General features: G+C 31.0%; 19 protein-coding genes and 1 other RNA gene. 8 read left to right on the forward strand and 12 right to left on the reverse strand.

Annotation, left to right across the window (positions count from 1 at the left end; genetic code table 11):
- Positions 1 to 597 precede the first annotated feature (597 nt).
- Both purU and K8354_RS10665 read right to left on the reverse strand, forming a co-directional pair.
- Positions 598 to 1,467, reverse strand: coding sequence for a formyltetrahydrofolate deformylase (gene purU / locus K8354_RS10660; RefSeq protein ID WP_223439474.1), 870 nt, complete (start codon positions 1,465 to 1,467; stop codon positions 598 to 600).
- Positions 1,468 to 1,574: 107 nt separating this feature from the next.
- Positions 1,575 to 2,414, reverse strand: a complete 840-nt coding sequence (locus K8354_RS10665) for a 1,4-dihydroxy-2-naphthoyl-CoA synthase (protein ID WP_223439476.1) — start codon at positions 2,412 to 2,414, stop codon at positions 1,575 to 1,577.
- 230 nt (positions 2,415 to 2,644) lie between these two features.
- On the opposite strand from K8354_RS10665, the gene K8354_RS10670 reads away from it, so the two are divergent.
- Complete coding sequence (locus tag K8354_RS10670) at positions 2,645 to 3,802, forward strand: alpha/beta hydrolase-fold protein (protein WP_223439478.1); 1,158 nt, start codon at positions 2,645 to 2,647, stop codon at positions 3,800 to 3,802.
- A 38-nt stretch (positions 3,803 to 3,840) separates the two neighbouring features.
- Here K8354_RS10670 and K8354_RS18700 read toward each other — a convergent pair whose 3' ends face one another.
- The 3 genes from K8354_RS18700 to fsa all read right to left on the reverse strand — a co-directional run bounded on the left by K8354_RS18700 (position 3,841) and on the right by fsa (position 6,903).
- On the reverse strand, positions 3,841 to 4,305 hold the full coding sequence (locus K8354_RS18700) for a S1 RNA-binding domain-containing protein (RefSeq protein ID WP_302850508.1): 465 nt from the start codon (positions 4,303 to 4,305) through the stop codon (positions 3,841 to 3,843).
- Positions 4,305 to 5,963, reverse strand: coding sequence for a 2-succinyl-5-enolpyruvyl-6-hydroxy-3-cyclohexene-1-carboxylic-acid synthase (gene menD / locus K8354_RS10680; protein WP_223439480.1), 1,659 nt, complete (start codon positions 5,961 to 5,963; stop codon positions 4,305 to 4,307). The genes K8354_RS18700 and menD overlap by 1 nt, the downstream gene beginning before the upstream one ends.
- 286 nt (positions 5,964 to 6,249) lie before the next feature.
- Positions 6,250 to 6,903, reverse strand: a complete 654-nt coding sequence (fsa, locus tag K8354_RS10685; protein WP_223439482.1) for a fructose-6-phosphate aldolase — start codon at positions 6,901 to 6,903, stop codon at positions 6,250 to 6,252.
- A 162-nt stretch (positions 6,904 to 7,065) separates the two neighbouring features.
- On the opposite strand from fsa, the gene K8354_RS10690 reads away from it, so the two are divergent.
- Positions 7,066 to 8,136, forward strand: coding sequence for a hypothetical protein (locus tag K8354_RS10690; protein ID WP_223439484.1), 1,071 nt, complete (start codon positions 7,066 to 7,068; stop codon positions 8,134 to 8,136).
- On the opposite strand, the gene K8354_RS10695 is transcribed toward K8354_RS10690, so the two are convergent.
- A complete protein-coding gene (locus K8354_RS10695; protein WP_223439486.1) occupies positions 8,133 to 8,936 on the reverse strand; it encodes an SDR family oxidoreductase in 804 nt (267 codons plus the stop codon). The two genes, K8354_RS10690 and K8354_RS10695, sit on opposite strands and share 4 nt — an antisense overlap.
- A gap of 84 nt (positions 8,937 to 9,020) precedes the next feature.
- Positions 9,021 to 9,119: signal recognition particle sRNA small type (gene ffs, locus K8354_RS10700), an RNA gene on the reverse strand.
- Between the two features lie 188 nt (positions 9,120 to 9,307).
- On the opposite strand from ffs, the gene K8354_RS10705 reads away from it, so the two are divergent.
- The 4 genes from K8354_RS10705 to K8354_RS10720 all read left to right on the forward strand — a co-directional run bounded on the left by K8354_RS10705 (position 9,308) and on the right by K8354_RS10720 (position 14,453).
- Entirely contained in the window at positions 9,308 to 9,829 is a 522-nt protein-coding gene (locus tag K8354_RS10705) for a DUF4199 domain-containing protein (RefSeq protein ID WP_223439488.1), read from the forward strand.
- Between the two features lie 84 nt (positions 9,830 to 9,913).
- Entirely contained in the window at positions 9,914 to 10,870 is a 957-nt protein-coding gene (locus K8354_RS10710; protein ID WP_223439490.1) for a glycosyltransferase family 2 protein, read from the forward strand.
- A gap of 38 nt (positions 10,871 to 10,908) precedes the next feature.
- Positions 10,909 to 12,624 carry a phospho-sugar mutase gene (locus tag K8354_RS10715; RefSeq protein ID WP_223439492.1) on the forward strand — a complete coding sequence of 572 codons (1,716 nt, stop codon included), beginning with the start codon at positions 10,909 to 10,911 and terminating at the stop codon, positions 12,622 to 12,624.
- On the forward strand, positions 12,624 to 14,453 hold the full coding sequence (locus K8354_RS10720) for an ABC transporter ATP-binding protein (protein WP_223439493.1): 1,830 nt from the start codon (positions 12,624 to 12,626) through the stop codon (positions 14,451 to 14,453). The genes K8354_RS10715 and K8354_RS10720 overlap by 1 nt, the downstream gene beginning before the upstream one ends.
- Here the strand turns inward: K8354_RS10720 and K8354_RS10725 are convergent.
- Positions 14,445 to 15,857, reverse strand: a complete 1,413-nt coding sequence (locus K8354_RS10725) for a CCA tRNA nucleotidyltransferase (RefSeq protein WP_223439495.1) — start codon at positions 15,855 to 15,857, stop codon at positions 14,445 to 14,447. The two genes, K8354_RS10720 and K8354_RS10725, sit on opposite strands and share 9 nt — an antisense overlap.
- A 129-nt stretch (positions 15,858 to 15,986) precedes the next feature.
- Between K8354_RS10725 and K8354_RS10730 the strand changes: the two genes are divergently transcribed.
- Together K8354_RS10730 and K8354_RS10735 are read left to right on the forward strand one after the other, a co-directional pair.
- Positions 15,987 to 16,790, forward strand: coding sequence for an alpha-1,2-fucosyltransferase (locus K8354_RS10730; RefSeq protein ID WP_223439497.1), 804 nt, complete (start codon positions 15,987 to 15,989; stop codon positions 16,788 to 16,790).
- Between the two features lie 220 nt (positions 16,791 to 17,010).
- On the forward strand, positions 17,011 to 19,041 hold the full coding sequence (locus K8354_RS10735) for an LTA synthase family protein (protein ID WP_223439499.1): 2,031 nt from the start codon (positions 17,011 to 17,013) through the stop codon (positions 19,039 to 19,041).
- Positions 19,042 to 19,170: 129 nt separating this feature from the next.
- Here K8354_RS10735 and K8354_RS10740 read toward each other — a convergent pair whose 3' ends face one another.
- The 4 genes from K8354_RS10740 to K8354_RS10755 all read right to left on the reverse strand — a co-directional run bounded on the left by K8354_RS10740 (position 19,171) and on the right by K8354_RS10755 (position 24,870).
- Positions 19,171 to 20,172, reverse strand: coding sequence for a Stealth CR1 domain-containing protein (locus K8354_RS10740; protein ID WP_223439500.1), 1,002 nt, complete (start codon positions 20,170 to 20,172; stop codon positions 19,171 to 19,173).
- 1,317 nt (positions 20,173 to 21,489) lie between these two features.
- Positions 21,490 to 22,422: a hypothetical protein gene (locus K8354_RS10745; RefSeq protein WP_223439502.1), complete on the reverse strand. Its 933-nt coding sequence runs from the start codon at positions 22,420 to 22,422 to the stop codon at positions 21,490 to 21,492.
- Positions 22,423 to 23,134: 712 nt separating this feature from the next.
- A complete protein-coding gene (locus tag K8354_RS10750; RefSeq protein WP_223439504.1) occupies positions 23,135 to 24,121 on the reverse strand; it encodes a glycosyltransferase family 2 protein in 987 nt (328 codons plus the stop codon).
- Positions 24,118 to 24,870 (reverse strand): glycosyltransferase family 2 protein, encoded by a 753-nt coding sequence (locus tag K8354_RS10755; protein WP_223439506.1) that lies wholly within the window; start codon positions 24,868 to 24,870, stop codon positions 24,118 to 24,120. Before K8354_RS10755 ends, K8354_RS10750 begins: the two co-directional genes overlap by 4 nt.
- Positions 24,871 to 24,877 lie beyond the last annotated feature (7 nt).

A 24,877-nucleotide genomic window follows, 5' to 3' on the forward strand; every position in this document is an offset into this window, starting at 1 on the left:
CTTGTAGAATTCAAGTAAAATAAAAGTAAGTCTTCACTTTTTGTTACTTTTTGGTCAAGCAAAAAGTAAAAACATAAAAAAAGAACGCTATGTCTTAGTGTATAACAGAGCAATCAATTTAAAGAACCTTTTTGATGAATATGAAATTACTACCCGTATTTCCCTTCAATAAATTAGAAAATTAAACTCCAACTTTCGACCTACCATTGACGTTTTTATTAAATAATTTTTTTTCAGTGATTTAAAGGTCGGTTAAAGTTACTTGTATTTTTACGATTATTTTGCAATTCAGTATATTTAAAACCAATTTACGTCATCTTCTACGCTTGTAAATTTTTTTTTCTTGGGTCTCTAACTGACAACAAGATGCTTACCAAATAAACTATTTTAAAGTATCTAAAAAATACATTTTAGAGAGGTCTATAGACAGCAACACGGCATGAATCAAAAAAGGTATAACAAATGTCCGGTTGACCGCAAATGAAACCTACTTATGGCATCACAATAGTTCTCGACTGCGCTTGAGCTGACAACAAAAACTGCTCAAAAAGTGTAAGCCATGATTTTTTTAAGTTTGTGGTTACAAAAAGTATTTGGTTATTCTCCTGCTTCTGGAAACACAATGGCTCTATTGCCAGCCACAATAATTTGGTTGTTTAAATGGCACTTTACCGCCATTGCCAAAACCAATTTCTCAATATCTGCACCAATTCTTTTTAACGTTGTTGGTGTACTTTCATGCGTTACGGGCTTTACATCTTGCACAATAATAGGGCCTTCATCTAAATCTGCCGTAGCATAATGTGCTGTAGCTCCAATTAATTTAACACCTCGTTCGTAGGCTTTCTTATACGGATTTGCCCCTTGAAAAGCGGGTAAAAAAGAGTGATGAATATTAATAATACGCTCAGGAAACTGCCCAATAAACTCGGAAGATAATATTTGCATATACCTTGCCATGACCACTAAATCAATAGCATTAGCGTTTAACAACTCGATCACTTCAGCTTCTTGTTGCTTCTTAGTTTCTTTTGTTACGGGAAGATAATAAAAAGGAATCCCAAACATGGTTGCGATAGGCCTTAATTTATCATGATTACTGAGAATCATTTTCACATTACCGTCTAAACGCCCTTCTTTAAAACGCTCTAACAAATCGTATAAATTATGACTTGTATGAGAAACCATAATCGCTACGTTCTGCTTTTTATCGCCATAATTAACCGACCAATTAAACTGAAGCGGTGTTGCCAATTCTAAAAAATGAGTTTCTAATTCCTGTTTAGAAATATTAGTTCCAGCCGCATTTAAACGAATTCTCATAAAATAAGTATCTTCAATAGCATTAACATATTGCTGACAACTTACAATATTGAATCCTTTTTTATAAAAGAAATTGGTAATTTTTGCCACCAATCCTTTTTGATCTGGACATTGAATTAAAAAAGTAACAATTTGTGCTTTCATTTTTATCTTACTTTTTCCTGAAGGAAGAAACGGTTCTGTTTGCATTCTATATTAAAAAATCTAACTTTTTAAAGCGTATTTTCCCCTTTGGGGAAATTAAAAAAGGATTATGGAATCCATTTTTTAGGAAAATTAGGTTTTCTTTTTTCAAGAAAGGCGTCTCTACCTTCTTTCGCTTCGTCTGTCATATACGCCAAACGTGTTGCTTCTCCTGCAAAAACTTGCTGACCCACCATACCGTCATCTGTTAAGTTCATGGCAAATTTTAGCATTTTAATAGATGTCGGACTTTTTTCTAGAATTTCTTGCGCCCATTGATAGGCAGTACTTTCTAGGTCTTTATGCGGAATCACAGCATTTACCATCCCCATGTCATAGGCTTCTTGCGCAGAATAATTTCTACCTAAAAAGAAAATTTCTCTCGCCTTTTTTTGTCCGACCATTTTAGCCAAATAGGCAGAACCATAGCCACCATCAAAAGAAGTTACATCGGCATCTGTTTGTTTAAAAATAGCGTTTTCTTTAGATGCCAAGGTTAAATCGCAGACCACATGTAAGCTATGACCGCCGCCAACTGCCCAACCAGGAACTACTGCAATGACTGCCTTTGGCATAAAACGAATTAAACGTTGTACCTCTAAAATGTTTAATCTGTGGTAACCATCATCACCTACATACCCTTGATGCCCGCGTGCTTTTTGATCGCCGCCAGAACAAAAAGAATACACGCCATCTTTGGTACTAGGTCCTTCTGCAGATAGCAACACAACCCCAATAGTAACATCTTCGCCAGCATCATAAAAAGCATCATAGAGTTCTTTGGTGGTTTTAGGACGAAAAGCATTCCGAACATTTGGTCTGTTAAATGCTATTCGAGCAACACCATTGCACTTCATGTAAGTAATATCTTCGTATTCTTTCGCAATTTTCCAATCAGGTTTTGTCATATTTTTGTATTTTGTAAGCTCTAAACTAAGCACATACTACCAGTTATGGTTTAACGTTACTATCAAAGGCTATGCTAATTTTTATAGATATATAAAAGTAAAAATAAAGCCTTGCCTTGTTTACGGTTTCTTTTTTAGTTGAAATAGAAAGGAAACGGTACAGTAAATCACAGTAATTTTAAAAGATATTTGGTAAAACAGTATTTATACAAAAATAAACAATCTGACCTATGAAAAAAACAACACACACATTATTATTCTTACTTTTTTCTTTGGTAAGTTTTTCTCAACAAACCATACCGCACGAAATAGCATCCACAATCTTAGAAACCAACCGGAATATAAAAATTTACCTACCCGAAGGCTATGAAGAAAGCCCGGATAAAAACTATCCGTTAACCCTTGTTTTAGACGAAGCCTATTTGTTTGATCTTTATGTTGCCAATGCTGTCTTATTTGCAAAAAGAGACAAAGCACCTCAGCAAATTGTTGTTGGTATTTCTATGGAAGAAACTAAAGGAAATGACATTTCATTTGATATTCGTTCCGGAAGACTAAGCGCTACAGCCTCTCGATTTTATCAATTTTTAAGAGATGAAGTTTTATTATATATAGAAAGTACCTATAGAACTTCTCCTTTTATTAGTGTATTGGGTCAGAATTATTCTGCCAATTTTATTACCCATTTTTTACAAGAAAGAAAGCCATTTATTAATGCTTTTATTTGTATTAATCCTAGTTTTTCTGATTTTTTTGGTCAACAATTACAATCCTATAACATGCCTAAATATGGTAAAGAAGACAATACCTTTTATTTTTACTCTAACAATTCTACAGCACTCTCTGCTGAAAGACAACTTAAAATTGATCAAATTCAACAAGGTTTAACGGGCATTAAACTTAAAAACTTTAATGTGATTAATGATGTTATTACCACACCGAGCCCTGTATCTGCAGTCAGCGAAGCAATTCCGAGAGCTTTAACCAAGATATTTGAAATATATTCGTCTATTTCTAAAGAAGAATATGATAAAAATATTAAAGATTTAAGTCCGGAAGATGCCATTTACTATTTAGAAAATAAATATTTAGAAATTCAATATCTCTTTGGAAGTAATTTAGGGATGCGACAAACAGATATCTTTGCTATTGAAAACATTATTATAGAGAAAGAGAATGGCGACAAACTACGCGATTTTGGTCAGATGATTTTAAATATTTTACCATCATCTCCTTTAGGAGAATATTATATTGGTAGGTATTACGAATCCGGAAAAATGTATAAAAAAGCTCTAGAATACTACAAAATTGGGTATGGAAAAATGGATCCTTCCGACCCTAATTTTGATGCGTATTACGAAAACATTATTCGCGTTAGTGGCCAGTAAAAAGGAACTATTTTAGTAGGCAAACCTTTGCACCAAAACTAGGGCACCAAGACTATTTTATCTTCTTCGATAGTAATTAGCTTTTGTTTGTATAAATTACCAACGGCTTTTTTAAAAGCTTTCTTACTCATTTTCATATGAAAACGAATAGCATCTGGCGAGCTTTTATCGGTTAATAATAAAAATCCTTCCCTACTTTCTTTTAATTTATGTAAAACTTTCTCTACATCGGCATCAATAACATTTCTAAAACCTTGAGGTCTTAACGAAACATCTATTTTACCATCTTCCCGAATATTTTTAATATAGCCCGTTACTTCCATATTTTCCTCTAATGGCTGAAAAACTTCACTTCTAAAAAGGAGTCCATCAAATTCTTCATTAATTAAAACAGTGTATCCCAACCCTGTTTCCGTTTCAATGACTAAATGCACTTTATCTCCTTCTTTCAAATTCATTGCTCCTGCTTTCAAATCATCTTGTAAATCGTCTTGTAAATCCATTATTGTATATATTTAAAATAATCTTTTAAAATTGTATCATTTTCTAAACTTGGTGTAAAAATCTCTAAAATTTTTGGTTTATCAGACACTTTGTAAAAAGTTTCTAACTCTTTTTTAACGCTTGCTGTTGAGGATGCCTGCTGATACTCAAACGCATACATTTTACATAAATGTTCTGCTGTTAAACAATGCGGCGTTTCAAAATATTTTAAAGCGTTTGTAGTTGCAGGTCCTGGAATAATTTTAAAAATTCCTCCCCCCGAATTGTTCATTAAAATAATTCTAAAATCCGCAGGAATATTGGAGTTCCACAGTGCGTTGCTGTCATAAAAAAAGCTTAAATCTCCTGTAATAAAAATAGTTCTTTTTTTACTAGCATAGGCCGCCCCGATCGCAGTACTTGTACTTCCGTCAATACCACTCGTGCCTCGGTTACAAAAAATATGAACCGCATTTTTCATAGAAAATAATTGCGCATATCTAATAATAGAACTGTTACTAATTTGCAATTGACAACGATTTGGAATACGTTCTAAAACTTGCTCGAAAACTTTAAAATCTGAATGAACCACATCCTTAAAATAAGCAGCGTGTTTTTTTCTTCTTTCGTTTCTAAAAGCAATCCATTTTGGTTGATAATTACTTTTTAAAGGGGTACTAAATTGATTAAAATGCGAGAAAAAATCTATTGGTGACGTTTGTATAAATTCTGATAAACAGAAAAAAGTGTTCGTTGCTTTTCTTGCATCGATATCCCAATGATGCTTTGGCGGATAGTCTCTTAAAAATTTCTTGATTCTTTTAGAAACAATCATGCCTCCGAACGTAATTAAGATATCTGGCTTTAGCGCTTTAAATTCTTCATCTTTTAAAGAAAAAATTAATTGATCTATAGAATCTATCGCTTTATCATGGCGCAAGTTAGAGGTTGTTTCGGTTAATAACAGCACCGACTCGTCTTCGGCATATAAGTCCATAAGTTTGTGCAATGTGTCATCTGGATAACTTACACCCACCAAAATAATTTTCTTTTTGGCTGCATTCCAAATACCCCCTAATTTCTCATAATTAATATGTGAGTTATCCAAAGAATTTAATGAAATATGAGGAAAATTGTACTCGTTTAATTTTGGTACCGTTTCATACAGCGGTTCATCAAACGGAACATTAATGTGTACAGGACCTTGTTGCGAAACAGAAATTTGCAACGCCTCTCCTATTAACTGAGAATTGCGAGTTTTATATTTCTCGTTCTCTATTAAGTTGGCAGAGAACAAAATATGATTTTGAAAAATATTCTCTTGACGAATTGTTTGTCCGTCGCCGATATCTATTAAATGTTTTGGTCTGTCCGCAGAAATAACCACTAACGGAATATTACTGTAAAAGGCCTCTGCAATTGCCGGATAATAATTTAACAAAGCAGAACCCGATGTGCACAAAACTGCCACTGGTTTTCTGGTTTGTTGTGCAATACCCAGTGCAAAAAAAGCAGCACACCGCTCATCTACCACACTTAAAGTTTCTATTTCTGGGTGATTAGAAAACCCAATCGTTAACGGTGCATTTCTAGAACCTGGTGAAATAACAACGGTAGCAATATCAAATTGACAACATGCTGATAGTACAATTTGTGCAAGTTCTTTTTTTGGATACATGATAACGAATAAAAAGTTTAAAAGTGTACTTAAATTTGAGCGTGTAAAGTTTAAAATGTAATCAAGTTTAAAAAGTGATATTATTTAAAAGTATGATACCGTTTAAAAGCACATAAATGTCAGCATACCAAGTTCATTTACAACTTTTAAACCATCCAAATTTATAATTTGCCAATCTTACAACTTGAGAAGTTTAGAACTGCCAAACTTTAGAACCTTACCACTTAAAATCCTTTAAAGCATCAAATTTGAGTACTTGATAACCTTATTACTTTACAACTTAAAATTAATTTCCTTTTTGGTAATCTGCTAAAAACTTTGCCAAACCAATATCTGTTAATGGGTGTTTTAATAAGCCTTCGATAGCGCTTAATGGTCCGGTCATCACATCAGATCCTAACTTTGCACAATCTATAATATGCATGGTATGACGCACAGACGCTGCTAAAATTTGAGTATTAAAACCATAATTATCGTAAATAAGACGAATTTCTGAAATTAAATTTAAACCATCTGTAGAAATATCATCCAAACGCCCAATAAAAGGAGAAACATACGTTGCTCCTGCTTTTGCGGCTAACAGTGCTTGACCCGCAGAAAAAACCAACGTAACATTTGTTTTAATTCCTTTTGATGAAAAGTATTTACAGGCTTTAATTCCGTCTTTGATCATGGGTAATTTCACCACGATTTGCGGATTTAAAGAAGCTAAGGCCTCCCCTTCTTTTACCATGCCATCAAAATCAGTTGCAATTACTTCTGCAGAAACATCACCCTCTACCAATTCACAAATTTCTTTGTAATGATTAATGATATTCGCTTGACCGGTAATTCCTTCCTTCGCCATTAATGAAGGGTTTGTGGTTACACCATCTAAAATACCTAAAGCTTGTGCTTCTTTTATTTGAGATAAATTTGCAGTATCTATAAAAAATTTCATTTTTGAAAGTTTTAAATTATTTTTTGCAAAGATAGCAAGATAGATTCTTAATCTTTACGATATAAACTACAAGTTTTTGATAGATACCTAGCTAAAAACCGTTAAAAAAAAGACCCTAATTTTTAATTTCCATAAAAAAAATCCAAAGGTTTAACAACATCTTTGAACACTCTTATCCATAAATCTTTATTTTTGTATCAAATTACACCTTTAATGCATATTAGATATCTATTAATTTTAGTACTATCCGCTATACTTTTTTCTTGTAGTTCCGCAGAAATCATAGAACCTGAAGAAGATTCTGATCTCATTATCAATTGCTCTAATACTAATGTTAATATTTCTGAAGGAGATAACATTGTGATACCCCATGCCACAAATCCAGTTATTTGGGAAGGCACGTACAATGACAATAGTGTAAAAATAAGCTATACAAAACCTATTGCTACAGAATCGGAAACTTTTACGTTTATCTTTGAGAAGGAAGGTAATTGTTTAAAAATAGCACGTGCTTTTAAGTTTTACGACGGAAAACAAGTAGATGTTTCGGCAATTACAGAAATGAATGTATCAGAATTTTACATAAAAGAGTGGGAAGTTGACAAGAAATTTACAGGTATTTTAATTTACACAGACCCGCATGATAAGCAAGAATATAGTCGTAAGTTTTGGTTAGATTTTACCGAAGAAAATAAGGAAACTGAAAGCACAAATTATACACTTTTTGATGATTGCTTGGGCAGTAAATTACCTATTGATATAGATATCAATACAGACGGTGTTATTGATTTTAAAATGATTTCTGAAAAAGTGAGAGATGTCGGCAATATTCCTCAGTTTAATCGATATGTTATCAAACTAGTTTCTACCAATGAAAATGAGAATCAAATTTTATCACCGAGAAAAAATGAAGGTCCTTATACCGTGCTTTTTGAACCTCCTTTTACTTCAGAAAACACAAGACAATATTTTAACGAAGTTAAAAATGCTCTAGATATTTTCTATGAATTTGATACTCCTTACCAATCCTTTAATTATTTTTTAAATAATAAATTAACTTACAAGGAGTTTTTAGAAAATGAAAAAGAAAATTATTTTCTTATAAAAATGGGATTAGATGATAAAGAATATTATGGATGGATTCAATTTACATTCAATTCAGCAACATGCACCGTTGCAATTTTAGACACCTATTTAAGTCCAAATCCGGATGAGCATATCAGCGTAAACTAAAGTTTATAATGATTCATTAATAATTTTTGATATATCGTATCTGGTAAAATTCTTTTCAATACAATAGAAAACTTCTCCATAAATCCGCCTACTTTATAATGTATTTTAGGGTTTGTAGTATTCATGATTTGATACACGGTTTTTGCCATTTCTATAGGATCTAGACCGCCTTGTACATGTGCATCCATCAAATCTAAATTGGCTTGATACGGTGCTTTATAAGCCGATTTCTCAAAAACGGGTGTATGATATCTACCTGCCGCAATATTGGTGGCAAAATCTCCAGGAGCAACGCTTATCACCCTAATTCCTAAATTTTTAACCTCCATACTTGTAGCCTCTGTAATCAATTCTAACGCTCCTTTTGATGCTGAATACAAACCTCTAAAAGGCAATCCCATATACCCTGCAATAGAAGTTATATTGATAATAATGCCAGATTTCTGTTTTCTCATTTGTGGCAAAACAGCTTTCATTACATCGATGGCGCCAAATAAATTTGTATCAAACACTTTTCGCATTTCATCGGTTGGCGTATCTTCAATTGGACCTGTAATGCCCATCCCTGCGTTATTGATTAGAACATCTAAATTACCTTCTTTTTTAATAATATAAGCAACAGCTTGTTGAATCGTAGCTACTTTTAAAACATCTAAAGCAATCATTTCAAAAGAAAAACTTGCACTATTTTTGGGATTTCTACTTGTTCCGTATACCCGATATCCTTTAGACTGTAAAAAAGTAGCAATTGAATTTCCAATTCCAGAGGAAGCACCGGTAACTAAAACAACTTTAGACATACATAAATTTTAAGGTAAAAGGTGTAAAGTTAAAAAGTTAATAGGAAAGAAACCATTTTTCTGAAAGAAACTTTAAGGCATAAAAAATGGCAAGCTACCTACATCACACTGCTACAACCTAATACCTTTGCTGCGTTCCCGCCCTGGAGGATTCAAAGGGAGCTAGTTGTGTAGGACTTGCCGATGCAAATTTACAATCTATTTTTATTTTGACAAGAAAAAAAAGATGAAAATTTATGTAACATTTTTAACTTGCTGACTACTAATTAGATGTTTTGTTTTAGTAAAATAGCATTAAAACTGCGATCAAAATGAAATCAATATAAAAATGAAATCAATATATTTGTAATACTAACTAAATTTTAAAGAAAATGGAAAATCAAGCAGAAAGTAAAAGTTTTATTGTGAATAATGGTGCTATTCTTGGAGCAGCTTCAATTGTATTTAGCCTAGTGCTATATGCTACAGGAAATCACTTGCCGCCTCATTGGTCTGCTTCTGTAATTAGTATTGTTTTATTTATTGTATTTATTGTTTTGGGAACAAAACAGTTTAAAGAAGCTAATGGCGGATTTTTATCTTGGGGTCAGGGTGTAAAGATTGGAGTGGGTATCGCCGTATTAGCAGGTTTAATGGTTGTGATTTATAATTATATTTTTTCTAATTATATTGAACCCGATTTTATGGCTCAATTGATGGAAATTCAAAATCAAGCCTTTTTAGATCAAGGAATGACAGAAGAGCAAATTGAAGCTGCCAACGAAATGACTAAAACCTTTCAGACACCAGGAATCATGGCCGCTGTAGGAATTATTAGTTACGCCATCGGAGGGTTCATTGTTTCTGCTATTACGGCAGCAATTATGAAAAAATCTGAAGAAGAAACCTATTAAGCTACTGTTTTAAAGCAAAAAGCTTGGAAGTTTTCTTCCAGACTTCTTTAACTTTACAACTTGTAACTTTATAACTAAAAATAGATGGATATTTCGGTAGTTATACCACTTCTAAACGAAGAAGAATCTTTACAAGAATTACACGATTGGATTGCAAAAGTTATGCAATCCAATCGTTATTTATATGAAATACTTTTTATTGATGATGGCAGTACTGATAGTTCTTGGCAGGTTATTGAAAAACTATCCGTTAAAAATAAGGCTGTAAAAGGTATCCGTTTTCAAAAAAACTTTGGTAAAAGTCAAGCTTTAGATGCTGGTTTTGAATTGGCAACGGGCGCCGTAGTCATTACCATGGATGCCGATTTGCAAGATAATCCTGAAGAAATCCCTGAATTATACAATTTAATTATTGATGAAGGTTTCGATCTAATTTCTGGTTGGAAAAAGAAACGCTATGACCATGTTTTATCTAAAAATATACCCTCCAAATTATTCAATGCTGCAGCGAGAAAAACGTCAGGATTAAAATTACACGATTTTAATTGTGGCTTAAAAGCGTATAAAAACGAGGTAATAAAAACGGTAAAACTAAGCGGAGAAATGCACAGGTACATTCCGGTTCTCGCAAAAAATGAAGGATTTTATAAAATTGGTGAGAAAGTAGTACAACACCAAGCCCGCAAATATGGAGAAACCAAATTTGGTATGGATCGTTTTATCAATGGGTTTCTCGATTTAATTACCATTTCATTTTTGTCTAAATTTGGCAAAAGACCCATGCACTTTTTTGGCCTTTGGGGTACTTTTATGTTTTTATTCGGAATCTCATCTGCTTTTTATATTGGCGCTTATAAACTGTACAAAGTGTATCATGGAATTAAAACAATATTAGTAACCGATAACCCTTGGTTTTTTATTGCTTTAACCTCCATGATTTTAGGAACTTTACTTTTTTTAGCAGGTTTTATAGGCGAACTCATCATCAAAAATAAAAGCGACGAAAAACACTATACAATTAAAGAAAAAATAAATTTTTAAACTTTATATTTGTAGCTCAATTAACATAAAACATACCCATGAATGATATTTTAGAAAAAGCAAAAAAATGGTTAACTCCTATTTTTGATACTGAAACTCAAGCAGAAATACAGAATCTTATTGATAATAACCCAAAGGATTTGGCTGATAGATTCTATAAAGATATGGAATTCGGAACCGGCGGAATGCGAGGAGTCATGGGAGCGGGAACTAATAGAATTAATAAATATACCTTAGGAAGAGCCACGCAAGGCCTTTCTAATTATCTGATAGAAAATGTAAAAAAAGCACAATTGAAAGTGGTCATAGCTTTTGATTGCAGACATAATAGTAAAAAGTTCGCAAAAATTGTTGCCGATGTTTTATCCGCAAATAATATTAAAGTTTACTTATTTGAAGATTTAAGAGCAACCCCAGAATTATCTTTTGCAGTGCGTCATTTAGGGTGTGACGCCGGTATTGTATTAACCGCATCTCACAATCCGCCAGAATATAATGGTTACAAAGTATATTGGGCAGATGGAGGACAAATTGTACCTCCGCATGATGCAGGAATTATTGGAGATGTAAATGCCTTAGATTTTTCTCAAATTAAATTTGAAGCCAACGAAGATTTAATTGAAATAATTGGTAAGGATGTTGACGATGTTTTTATTAAAGCTAGTGTAAAAAACGGTTCTTTATCGAAAAAAATTGAAAGAAAAAACTTAAAAATTGTCTTTACTTCTTTGCACGGAACCTCTATTGTTTCTGTGCCAGATGCTTTAGCAAAAGCAGGATATACAGATGTGCATATTGTAGAAGAACAAAGCGTACCCGATGGCGATTTTCCAACTGTAAAATCACCGAATCCGGAAGAACCAGAAGCCTTAAAAATGGCTACGGATTTAGCAGATAAAATTGGTGCAGATATTGTAATTGGTACAGATCCTGATTGTGATCGTTTGGGCGTTGCTGTTAGAGATACAGATGGAAAAATGAAGTTAATGAACGGGAACCAAACCATGGTAGTCATGACTGAATTTCTATTGAAAAAATGGAAAGATGAAGGAAAAATGAACGGAAAACAATTTGTAGGTTCTACGATTGTTTCTACAGAATTAGTGAATGATGTAGCTGCCAATTATAACGTTGAAACCAAAGTTGGTTTAACTGGTTTTAAATGGATTGCCAAAATGGTAAAAGATTTTCCAGAACTAGACTTTATTGGAGGTGGTGAAGAAAGTTTTGGTTATATGGTGGGTGACTTTGTTCGTGATAAAGATGCAGTTACCGCTACTTTATTGGCCTGTGAAGTGGCCGCTTTAGCAAAACAAAATGGCAGCTCATTTTACCAAGAATTGTTAAACATTTATATTGATAATAATTTTTATAAAGAGTATTTAATTTCCATTACTAAAAAAGGAATGGATGGTGCTGCAGAAATTCAGCAAATGTTAAGCGATATGCGCAACAATCCTATTTTAGAAATTGATGGTGAAAAAATTGAAACACTTTGTGACTATGACGCATCAACCAAAAAGAACTTAATTACTGGTGAAGTAACGAAGATTGATTTACCTAAATCGAATGTATTGATCTATCAAACGGCATCAGGAACAAGAATTGCTGCAAGACCAAGTGGAACAGAGCCAAAAATTAAATTTTATTTTAGTGTCAATACTTCTTTAGACACCATAGAAAATGTTGAAAAAGTAGAAAGTGAATTAGATGCTAAAATTCAACGTATTATCAAAGAGATGAAATTGAATTAATGAGCTATTTCAAAGACATTTTAAAATATGAAAAAAAGTATCGAAAATTTACAGTTCTAAATATTCTATTCAATATACTTTACGCAATTTTTAATGTGCTTTCTGTTTTAGCTTTTATTCCTGTTTTAAGAATTTTATTTAGCACGGAAAAAAAAGTAATAAGCAAACCTATTTATCAGGGCATAAATGGTCTTGGAAGCTATCTAGAAAATAGCTTTAACTATTTTATTTCTCAAAAAATAATAAATGATGGTGAAGTTAACGTCTTACTATTCATTTGTTTGCTATCGCTATCCTTATTCTTTTTTAAAAACTTATTTAGATATTTAGCCTCGTATGTAATTACTTTTTTAAGAACAGGCATTGTAAAAGATCTACGGGATAAATTATATGAAAAGATTGTAGCCTTGCCCATCGCGTATTTTTCAGAAAAGAGAAAAGGAGATATTATTGCCCGCATGACTTCTGATGTAAAAGAAGTAGAAACCTCTATTTTAACTTCTATAGAAGTATTAGTTAGAGAACCGCTAACGGTTCTTATCTCTATTTCTATTATGCTATATATAAGTGTAGAATTAACACTCTTTGTTTTTATATTATTACCGGTCTCTGGATTTATAATTTCATCAATCAGTAAAAAATTAAAGGCTAATTCTGTAAAAGCGCAAAAAGAAACTGGTAACTTTTTATCGTTTATAGAGGAAACCTTAACGGGTTTAAGAATTATAAAAGGTTTTAATGCCGAAAGTGTCATTGCCAAAAAATTTAATAATTCTACACAAAATTTCAGAAAATTAATGACCAGTGTTTTTCATAGACAAACATTAGCTTCACCTATGAGTGAATTTTTAGGATCTGCCACAATCATTACCATTCTTTGGTATGGAGGAACCGATGTTTTAAAGGAAACCAGCTCTTTAGATTCAAGCAAATTTTTAGGCTATATTCTTTTATTCTACACGGTATTAAACCCTATAAAATTAATAACAACCACGTATTACAATATTCAAAAGGGAGAAGCTTCTGCAGAAAGGATTATGCAAATTTTAAATACTGAAAACACTATTAAAGATAAGCCGAACGCTCTTGTTAAAGAAGATTTTAAAGATCAAATTGAATTTAAAGATATCTCTTTCAAATATAAAGATGAGTATGTCTTAAAAAACTTTTCATTAACGATCAAAAAAGGGGAAACTGTGGCGCTTGTTGGGCAATCTGGAAGCGGAAAATCTACTTTAGCCAATTTAATTACTCGCTTTTATGATGTAAATAAAGGTGCTATTTTTATAGATGGAATTGATATCAAAGACATCACCAAAAAATCTTTACGCGATTTAATGGGAATTGTTTCCCAAGACTCTATTCTCTTTAACGACACCGTTGCAAATAATATCAATTTAGGAAATCAAAATGCTACAGATACAGCAATTTTAGAGGCTTCCAAAATTGCAAATGCCAATGAATTTATTCAAGATTTACCAGAAAAGTTTCACACAAATATTGGTGATAGCGGTGGTACACTTTCTGGCGGACAAAAACAGCGTTTATCGATTGCTAGAGCTGTTTTAAAGAATCCACCAATTATGATTTTAGATGAAGCAACTTCGGCCCTAGACACAGAATCTGAACAATTAGTACAAATTGCATTAGAAAAAATGATGCAAAATAGAACTTCGCTGGTGATTGCGCACAGATTATCTACCATTCAAAAAGCAAACAAGATTGTTGTAATGAAAAAAGGAAAAATAGCGGAGCAAGGAAAGCATGAAGAACTATTGGCTAAAAAAGGCGAATACTTTAAATTGGTTTCTATGCAAAGTTTAAGCTAACTGCAAGCCTAATTTCTTGCCTTTTTCGATCATAAAAACATAGGAGGCGTCATGTTCATTCGGAATTTCACCCTCTAAAATAGCCTCTTTAATGGCTTCTTTAATTTGACCTATTTCTCTGCAAGGCTTTAAATTAAAAGCTTTCATAATTTCTTCTCCGGTAATTGGCGGCTGAAAGTTTCTAACTTTATCTCTCTCCTCTACCTCTTTAATTTTTGCCCGAACGAGATTAAAATTTTGATGATAGCGCTTAAATTTCTTCGGATTTTTCGTGGTAATATCTGCTTCACACAAAGTCATTAAAGAATTTATATCATTGCCTGCATCAAAAACCAAACGTCTTATAGCCGAGTCTGTTACCTCTGAAGCCAACACAATTGGGCGCGAACTTAACAACACCATTTTCTGAACAAATTTCATTTTATTATTCAATGGCATTTTTAACCTTTTAAAGATTTTATAGACCATTTTAGAACCTACAAATTCATGTCCATGAAAGGTCCAACCAACTTTTTTACTAAATTTCTTTGTGGGTGCTTTTCCGATATCATGCAATAAAGCGGCCCATCTTAACCAAACATCATCGGTGTGTTCCGCAATATTATCTACGACTTCTAAGGTATGATAAAAGTTGTCTTTATGTTTTTGGCCTTCAACCTCCTCTACTCCTTTTAAAGCAATTAATTCAGGTAAAATTTGTTGCAACAATCCTGTTTGTTGTAATAACAAAAAGCCCATAGATGGTTTTGCTGATGCTACTATTTTATGCAACTCAACAACAATTCTTTCTCTTGTAATAATATGAAGTCTCTTAGAATTGCTAGAAATTGCTAATAGCGATTGCGCTTCAATATCGAAATTTAATTGTGTTGCAAAACGAATGGCACGCATCATTCTTAAAGGATCATCTGAATAAGTAATATCTGGATTTAAAGGAGTTTTTATAATTTTATTTTCTAAATCTTCCATCCCGTTAAACGGATCTAATACTTCACCAAAATTCTCTTTATTTAAACTTAAGGCCAATGCATTCATGGTAAAATCCCTTCTATTTTGATCGTCTTTTAAAGTTCCTTGAGTAACTTCAGGGTTTCTACTTTCTTCTGTATAAGATTCTTTTCTAGCACCCACAAACTCTATTTCAGTGTCTTTATAACGCAACATTGCCGTTCCGTATGTTTTAAAAACTTGCACTTTTGGTTTATTTGGCAATAGTTTAGACACTTTTAAAGCTAACTCAATTCCGCTGCCTACAGCCACAATATCTATATCTTTGGCAGTGCCTCTTTTTAAAATAAAATCGCGCACAAAACCACCAATCACATAGCTTTTTACCTGTAATTGTTCTGATGCCTTTGATATTATTGTAAAAATCTCTGAAGAAAGCGCTTCTTTATAATTCATATTTTTAGTAAGAAAGCGCAAATTTATTGTTTTCTACGCTTTTAAACAGCAATTGATAAAAGAAAATTATAATTACATTTGTGCTTTCGTTTTCATCTAATCAAGATCCCTTAAAATGATAACTTTTTTATGATTATTGTCAGAATTCTTGGCGACCTTGGAACTCAAATGTTTCAGTACGCATATGCCAAAGCTTTGCAGCAAAAAGGATATCAAGTAAAGATTGATATTTCCAAATTAAAAAAACAAAAATTGCATAAAGAGTGCCAATTAAATCAATTTAAAATTGATTTAGAAACTACTACACCGCTTGATAACTTTTTAAGTAGCATAAGACTCCAAGCATCTTTAAAAGAAAAAAGTTTGCTATTTGATAAAAAATTTCTTGAACTACCTCCAAAAAAATATGTGATCGGTAATTTTCAAACAGAAAAATACTTTAAAACAATTCGCGCTATTTTACGAAAACAATTTGTGGTAAAAAAAGAATTATCAAACTCAACAATCAATTATTTAAAAGAAATTACAATTCAAAAAAACGCTTGCGCTTTGCACATAGAAAGAACAAGTTCTATGGCTACTGAAAAAGTAAATGAGACTCTGTCAGCTAGTAATTTAAGGTACTACCAAGCCGCCATAAAATTGATTCAACATAAATTTAGTGATCATCATTTCTTTATATTTTCTAATGATATTTCTTGGGCTAAAAAAAACCTTAACATTGAAAATAAAACTTTTATAGAACATGCTGTGATACCTCATGAAAACATGCATCTCATAAGTTTATGTGAACATAATATTACAGCAAATAGTAATTTTTCTTGGTGGGGAGCTTGGTTAAATCAACATAAAAATAAAACTGTCATAACTTCTAAAACATGGATGGATGGGACAGAAAATGAATTTATTTGCCCAAATTGGATACAAGTTTGATACTCAAAATGGACGTTACATTTTAGGTTATATCAATTCTGTATTGAAGCAAGAAACACTTTAAATAGTAGAACTGGTATTATTTTTGTGTTTACCAAAATTTATTTTACATCCTTTGGTTCAATCATATTTTAAACCTCTTCTCAATATTACTTTTGTTGCAAGGATTGTATATTTAAAATAATGCTAAAAATGGTACCTTTGCAAAATATATAAAAACATGATTCAAAAAATCCCAAATTATATAAAATTCATTTTCACAAATGTTTTTTTTCTCTTCATTTTTGTCGTTTTATTTAGAGGTGTTTTCTATCTTTATTTTGCACAATTAGACACTAATTCTTCTTTAGCATCTCCAGAAATACAAAAAGCCATTTTGTTAGGCATTCGTTTTGATTTAAAATTAGCAATTATTACCTTCTTTCCATTAGCAATATTTGTCTTAATTACAAATTATCGTTTTTTTGAACGTGTAATTTTTAAAAGAATCGCAACCATTTATCTAATTATATCCTACCTAATTTTAACGCTTTTTTACCTGTTCGATTTTGGATATTATGAGTATTTAAGCATCCGAATAGATGCCTCATCATTACGATTTTTAGATAATTTTAAAATATCTACACAGGTGTTAATGGAGAGTTACCCCATTTACAAAGGTATTTTGGCATTGGTAATTTTGTGTTTTGTCATTTATAAATATACTGGCTTTGTGTATAACTTCTTTTCTAAAACACACCAAAAAATAACCAACAAATTAAAAGCAGTAGTTTTTATTGTCATGATTTTGCTTTGTTCATTTGGAATTTACAATAGCATTACGCATTACCCTTTGCGCTGGAGTGAAGCTTTTTTCTCTAAAAACAATACGATAAATCAATTCGCTTTAAATCCGGTTTTATATTTCTTTGATAGTTTTGCTTTTAGAAGTGAAGGTGTAGATCTTCAGAAATTTAAAACCTATTACCCTGTAATCGCCAAACATCTAAACTTACCAAAAGACAGCATCAATTTTGAAAAAAAAGTAACCTTTCATACCCCGTACAAAGAAAAACCGAATGTAATTTTTGTGATGTTAGAATCTACAGGAACAGCGACCCTGAGCTACTATGGAAATCCGTTGAATAGTTCGCCTAAAATGGATTCCATTATTAAAGAAAGTTTAAGTTTTTCTAAATTTTATGTACATAAAGCAGGGACAGCAGGCAGCGTTTTTGCAAGTATTACGGGTTTGCCAGATATCGAAGATGTAAAAACAGCTTCAAGAAACCCTATGATAATAGATCAACGAATTATTTTTGATCAATTTAAAGGATATGAAAAACTTTATTTTTTGGGAGGCTCTGCGAATTGGGCAAATATTAGAGGTGTTTTTCAATCGAATATAAAGGATCTAAAAATATATGAGGAAGGAAGTTTTGAAGAAGAAAACAGAGCCGATGTTTGGGGAATTGATGACTACGACTTATTTAAAGAATCTGACAAGGAACTGCAAAAATTGCATAAAAAAGGAAAACCTTTTGTTGCTTACATTCAAACAGCAACCAATCATATGCCTTTTACAGTGCCCGATCATAAGGAAAGTTTTACACCTATTTTAGAAAATAAAATTGATGAAGAAACACTTCTAAAAGGTGGATTTAGATCTTTAGGACAATTAAACGGAATTCGTTATTTAGACTTTAATGTTGCTCGCTTTTTAGAGAGAGCAAAAGAAGCGGGTTATTATGAAAATTCTATTTTTGTTTTTTTTGGAGATCATCGAGGAGGTATGAAGAAACTAGATTTCTTAAAAAACAATGAAGATGATTTAGGCATACAAAGACATCATGTTCCGTTTTTCATTCATGCGCCAAAATATGTAAAACCACAAGAAGTAAATACATACGCTAAATTAGTCGATATTTTTCCTACTGCGACAAGTTTAGCAAAAATAGATTATACAAATTATACGCTAGGAAGAGATTTACTTGACAGTACAACTACGAATACTGCTGCTTTTTTATACATTACAAGAAAAGGGGAAAAAGCTGTTGGCCTCATTAAGGATCAATTTTATTATGAAAAAACAAACATCTCTAAAAAAGCAAGTTTGTTTAGTTTACAAACAAATAACATCAAAGACATAAAGCTAGAGAAACCAATGATTGCCCAACACATGGATAGTCTTTTATCAGCTTATTATCATGCTACAAAATATTTATATTTCAATAATAAGAAAATAGCTACACCTGTTGAAGATTTAAAATAATACGAACTCTATAAACATCATAATTATAGAATCCTGAATTTGATTATAGTGATAGGTTCTATTTTTGATATCCTTCCTAAAAATAAAAAATACTTTTTAGCTTGCAATTATTTTAAACAATCGCTAGAATTAATGAATAGTTTCATTAAAATTTGTGTCTAGCTTTTTATCGATCCAATTTAAAATATAGGACAATGTTTTTTTATTTGCTAAAACTAACATTTGAAAGCACATAAATTTTTTAGATTTATCAATATCGAACCAAAATAATTTAAAAACAATCTTTACATAGTTATAAGATTGATAATAACCTAAATTAAAATTATTCTTTAAAATAAAAGTGTTCTTTTTAATTTCTAAATGATTCGATAATGATGTAATAAGAAACTGTGTATAATTCCTAAATCTAAATTTGATATTATTCTCTAATGATTTAGGATTCGACTTGAAATACGCTTCAATAGTAGATTTTCTCATAGCAACTGGCGTATGATCTATTCTTACATATTTTTTAAAACCCAATAATTTAGCCGTATTTTGCTGCCACAACTTATAACCATTTTTTTTAGGATCTATTTTTTTAAAAAAAGATTTTATTTTTAAAGCGAATTTTCTAATCGTTTTATCCTCATAAAAAGAACTCCATCTTCCTCTAATTATGGGATAATTATCCATAAAAAAATCTTCAATTTCTAGTTCTTTCATCAAAAAAAAATCATCATTCAAATACAAAAAATGTTCATTTAAATTTGGAATCTTATAAATCAGCGTTTCAATGCTCAGTGAATTAAACGTAGGTAAATAATGCTCATATCCTTTAAAAATAATGTTATGATCGATAATCATTAAATTAACCTCAGATTTTTTAGCAACTTTTTGAAGTTTATCAAAGTTTTTTGGTCGTTGATTATCTGTAACTAAATAAATATTTTTTATAAACTTTGCATTTTTAAGGATGGATGTTATTGTAATTTCAATTTCATTTATAGCATGATATGCATTAATGGTTTTGTTATCATTCCAATCTATTTTTTTTTCTAAATAGGTATTTATATTATTTTGCCAAATAACATCTGTACTATCTACCCAGGTAATAACGGCATCAACAGGAAAATTTTCTTTATTGTACATTACTACTATTTTTAAAATTAAACAACCATCGATAAGTATTTCCAAGATTGAAAAATTCAGTGCTCATTATAATATCAATTATCCATTAAAATTACTGTAATTTGAAAAATAGCAGGTATAAAAACCTAAGAACCCGCTATGCTTATTGTTTTGGCCCCTATAAAACGATTTATCTTTAATATCCCTTTAGCAATCGTTTTTATTTGATACTTTAATAATCTATAATATGAGCAAGTTTTATGCATACTATTAAAACACAAATATACATTTAATCTTAATTTTGGAATTAGTGTTGTCCGATTAAAATTAGCTAAAGTGTTTTAAAGTATGGATAGTATTTATTTTGAAGAGCCTTTAAAGTAGTATACCTTGCTTTTAAAACCGTTTTAGAATTTATGATGTATCGAAAAATTTAAAATCATAATACTATTGTTTTTCAGTTAGTTACATTTAAGTCTTTGTTCTTGATTCTAACAACGAAAGCGGTCTTTTTATCTTTTATCGGATAACAATGTTTTAGACTAAAAAAAGAAAAAAAAGAAATCCTATGATAGTAGCTATAATTTTTTTGATTAAATTATGAATAACACCCATTTTTAAGTGTGCGTTTTTTAAAACTAAATTGACATATTTTTTGATTCATTGAAATTAAAAAACAAGCAATATAACTATCATGCTTTCACTTTTTTTTTTGATAAAACGCAACTAAACAAAAACAATTTATTAGAAGATTTAAGGATTAAAAGAATAGAAGGTGGATTCTTTAGAGATCATGGTGTCCAGACATAAAAAAAGGGCGTTATTCCTTGTTGTTTTTTATGCTTTTGTATTTGTCAACGCTATTTAAAAACGACTTACTTTGCTCTCATCTGAAGTTATGTCTACCATTTAACATTTGAAATTACTGTATTCATCTATATTTAAAATCATAGAAATAGCTGAATAAAATACGGGCGTTTGTAGCATCTTCTGCTTCCTAAGCACTTAATTCAAATTTAAAGTAATCACAATTTTAAAAAAGAAAGTCATTTTAATTTAGCAAATCCAAAGCATTTCTTTTTTTATCGTGTTGATTCTAGCTGTGATAGTAATTTTTAAATTGGAAATCTAAAAAGAGTATTAATTTGTTCAAAAAATACTCTTTTATTTCTCTTTCCAGTACATTGCGAATTCAATTCTCTACAGCTGTGCATGCCACTTAATATTTGAAATTATTGATATAATTATATGAATCTCATGCTCAAATAAAATAATAATCATCTAAATATCAGCATAGTAAAATTGGTTCATTCTAAAAACAGCTATTAATATGTAGCTTTACTTTGCAACGGTCTTAATATCTTTAGTTAAAGTAATCGTTGATGGTACAGTACAATCGGCTACTGATAAATTTTGCACTGCAGTTACACGAAGAACATACGTTCCTGGTATGGAAACCTCTATGCTATTTTCTGTTGTATTTTTAGGAGATAATGAAGTATTTGGTCCAAAAATAACCTTGCCTGGCCCAGAAACTTTTGACCATGTAAATACTGCCCCTGTCGTAAAAGGAATATGACCAGATATCGAAGAAACTACCGTATAAGGCTGGTTATTAAAACAAACCGCGTTACTTGACCCAATAGTAGAAGAAATACATTCATTTAAAGAGGGTGTACCTCCATTTGCAATAACCTTACTAAAATCAGAACATACGCCTGTATCATTTGGTGTCTTTGCAGTTGCATACTGCTTTGAACCTATATATAATCCTACGGCTTGATTAAGAGGTCCAGACAAAGCTGCCCCATCATCACCGTGCATCGTAACTGTATTTTCAATATATATTTGAGTTCCTGTTGATATTTTTAAAAAGTAATTCCCTGAAAAATTTATTTTCCCACTAGCAACGCCTTTATCTCCATCGGCATCAAATAGAAATATTTTAAGTAAAGTAGGCGGAAATGTATAGTCTAGTCCTAGTTCAATAGTACCATTGTTTAATACATGAATTTCTGTAAAACTAGCTGGAAATTCCGAAGCAGTATTTAAATGAAGTGTTGCACCACTTGGTATACTCAAGATTCCTGACGGATTATTTGCATCTTTAGAACAAACCGTTGTTAGATCATTAATAGTTGTAATTCCTGCGGGAAGAATGCATTGTGCGGTGGTAGTTGTTATACTCGCTAACAGAAAAATAATAGCAAGTATAGCGTGTTTTATTTGAAGTTTCTTTTTTAATTTGAGATGAATAGCATAAGTTTTCATAAGTTTAAAGTTTAATTGATTAATTTTATATCCATATTATTGAATTGTGTTTCTCATACCTTATATCATTTGAAATTACTTTCAAAAAAATGAGCCTTTCTCTTTCTATTTCATCTAAAAAAGAAACCTTAATGAAGATTATGCTTTATTTTTTTACTTTTAGATAAAGAAAAAAATCATTTTCTTTTACTGCAACTTCAACCAATAACCAGTATTATTTAAATTTGGTTTCATTTGGCAGAATTCTCTGCTTGTATTATTTCGAAGATAAAATTATGGTAATGTAAATTAGTGAGAAATGACCTATATCAGTTTTGGAAGTTTCGCTTATAAAACTCGCTTTAAAACAACATAATTAAATTTTTAAATAACTGAATATCAGTATAAAATTTTATAACTAGTATTTTTGAAACAATGCAAATACCATATATAGGATTTAGTAGATTCTAGAAAAATATCTCTAAAAATGAAGAAGAATTATTCACTTCAATTAAGACTGATTGAACATTTATTTTAAATGAGGAATTTAATTTAAACGCTGTCTAGTTCTTTCTTCGATATCTATTTAGATTTAAATACTATGTAAATAATAAGAAAAAGAATAGGCTATCCGCAACAAATTTCTGTCTTTATTTTAGCTTTTCTATACAGAAATAAAACATTCTAGTTGTAAATGTTTTTAATAGAATTTATACTCAATATTCATCTAGCTTTAAATTTTATTTGGGTAATTTAAGGACCTAGAACTTAACCAAGTTCTGTTTATTAAGGAACTAATGTAGTATTTTATAGTGTTAAAGCACAAGTACACGTTTAATCTTAATTTTGGAATAAAGAAGAAAAGAACTCCAATGGATCCAGCTATAATTTTTCCGATTAAGTTATTGATAATCAGTAAAAAATGTAAAATAAAATGTTTTATTCCTGTATAATTATGGCGAATATATACATGTTTAGAAATTAGTACTTCCGTTTTTGTTATGGAGGCCGTTTTAATATTAATTCTTGAGGATCCTCCATGGTTATGAATAATTTCTGTATTTGTTAATAAAGCGACTATGCCACCTACATCAGAAACCTTTTTAGATAAGTTTACATCCTCGTAATACATCCAAAAATCTTCATCCCAGCCATTTATTTTATCAAACCATTCTCTGCCTATAAAAACAATTGCTCCTGATACCCAATCCGGATAAAGAACATTGTTTTTTTGAAGTACTCTTGCGCTTAATTTCTTTTTATTGAGCGCTCTAAAAAGACCAAAAAGTGTATTTAAATCTAAGAAAAAACGAATGTTTTTCTCATAAAATCCATTTGTATTCAACTGGTTACAAGACACAACACCTATGTTTTTATTTTCTTTTAAAAAAGAATACATTTTTAAAATGGGTTCTTCAGAAATAATGGTGTCTGGATTTAAAAAAAGGAAATAATTCCCTTTTGCGCTTTTTGCTCCTAAATTGCAACCATTTGCAAAACCATTATTTCCTGTATTTTCAATGAAAATAAATTGTGGAAATTTCTTTTTAAAGACTTCAAATAAATGATCATGAGAACAATTATCAACAATTATAACCTCTAAAAAAAACTCATTCGAAATAATTTTATTGATAGAATTTAAACAATTCTCTAGGTGTTTCCAGCTTTTGTAATTAACAATTACGATAGAAATATCGATATTTACTTTACCAATACTCATTCTTTACTATCTTTATTCAACAACCAAAGCTTTATATACCTTGTATAAACTCCATATGCTTGCGTTTTGGCAAAAACATATCCTGGAAATCCGTCTAAAAAGCCCAACCTAATAAAATAATGAATTACAAATCTTGCCGGTGGTTTTATTAAAATATGAAATAAATTTACTTTTTTTCCTTCCTCAAAATATTGTTTACCTCTTAAAGCCCCGTAATGATTCATTTTAGAAATATAATGATCATAGCTTTTATAAGAATAGTGTTCTATTTTATTTTTAAAAAAACCGATTTTACCAGAAGTAACAATTTTTTCATGCACAACTCCTTTATACTTGCACTCTTTTTTTAAAAATAAACGAACTACTTTGTCTCTTTGACATCCGCCATAATTAATGTTTTTACCCGCAAAATAAAAAGATCTTCTTACATTAAAACCAACAAAACCATCTGGATTTTGAACTGCCTCTAAAATTTCTTTCTCTACTTCTGCTGTTACCCTTTCATCGGCATCTAAAATATAAATCCAAGGGTATTTTGCCTCTTGAATAGCAAAGTTTTTCTGCGAAGAAAAATCATCAAACTTACGTTTGATGATTTTTACGTTGCATTTTTCTGCTATTTCTAACGTTTTATCGGTACTTAAAGAATCTATCACAATTATTTCATCCGCAAAACTTACAGATTGAATTGCTGCTGCAATATGAATTTCTTCATTTAGCGTTGGTATAATTGCAGTAATTTTAGTCATAGCTTTT

This window comes from Polaribacter litorisediminis (genome assembly GCF_019968605.1).
GTDB lineage: Bacteria > Bacteroidota > Bacteroidia > Flavobacteriales > Flavobacteriaceae > Polaribacter > Polaribacter litorisediminis.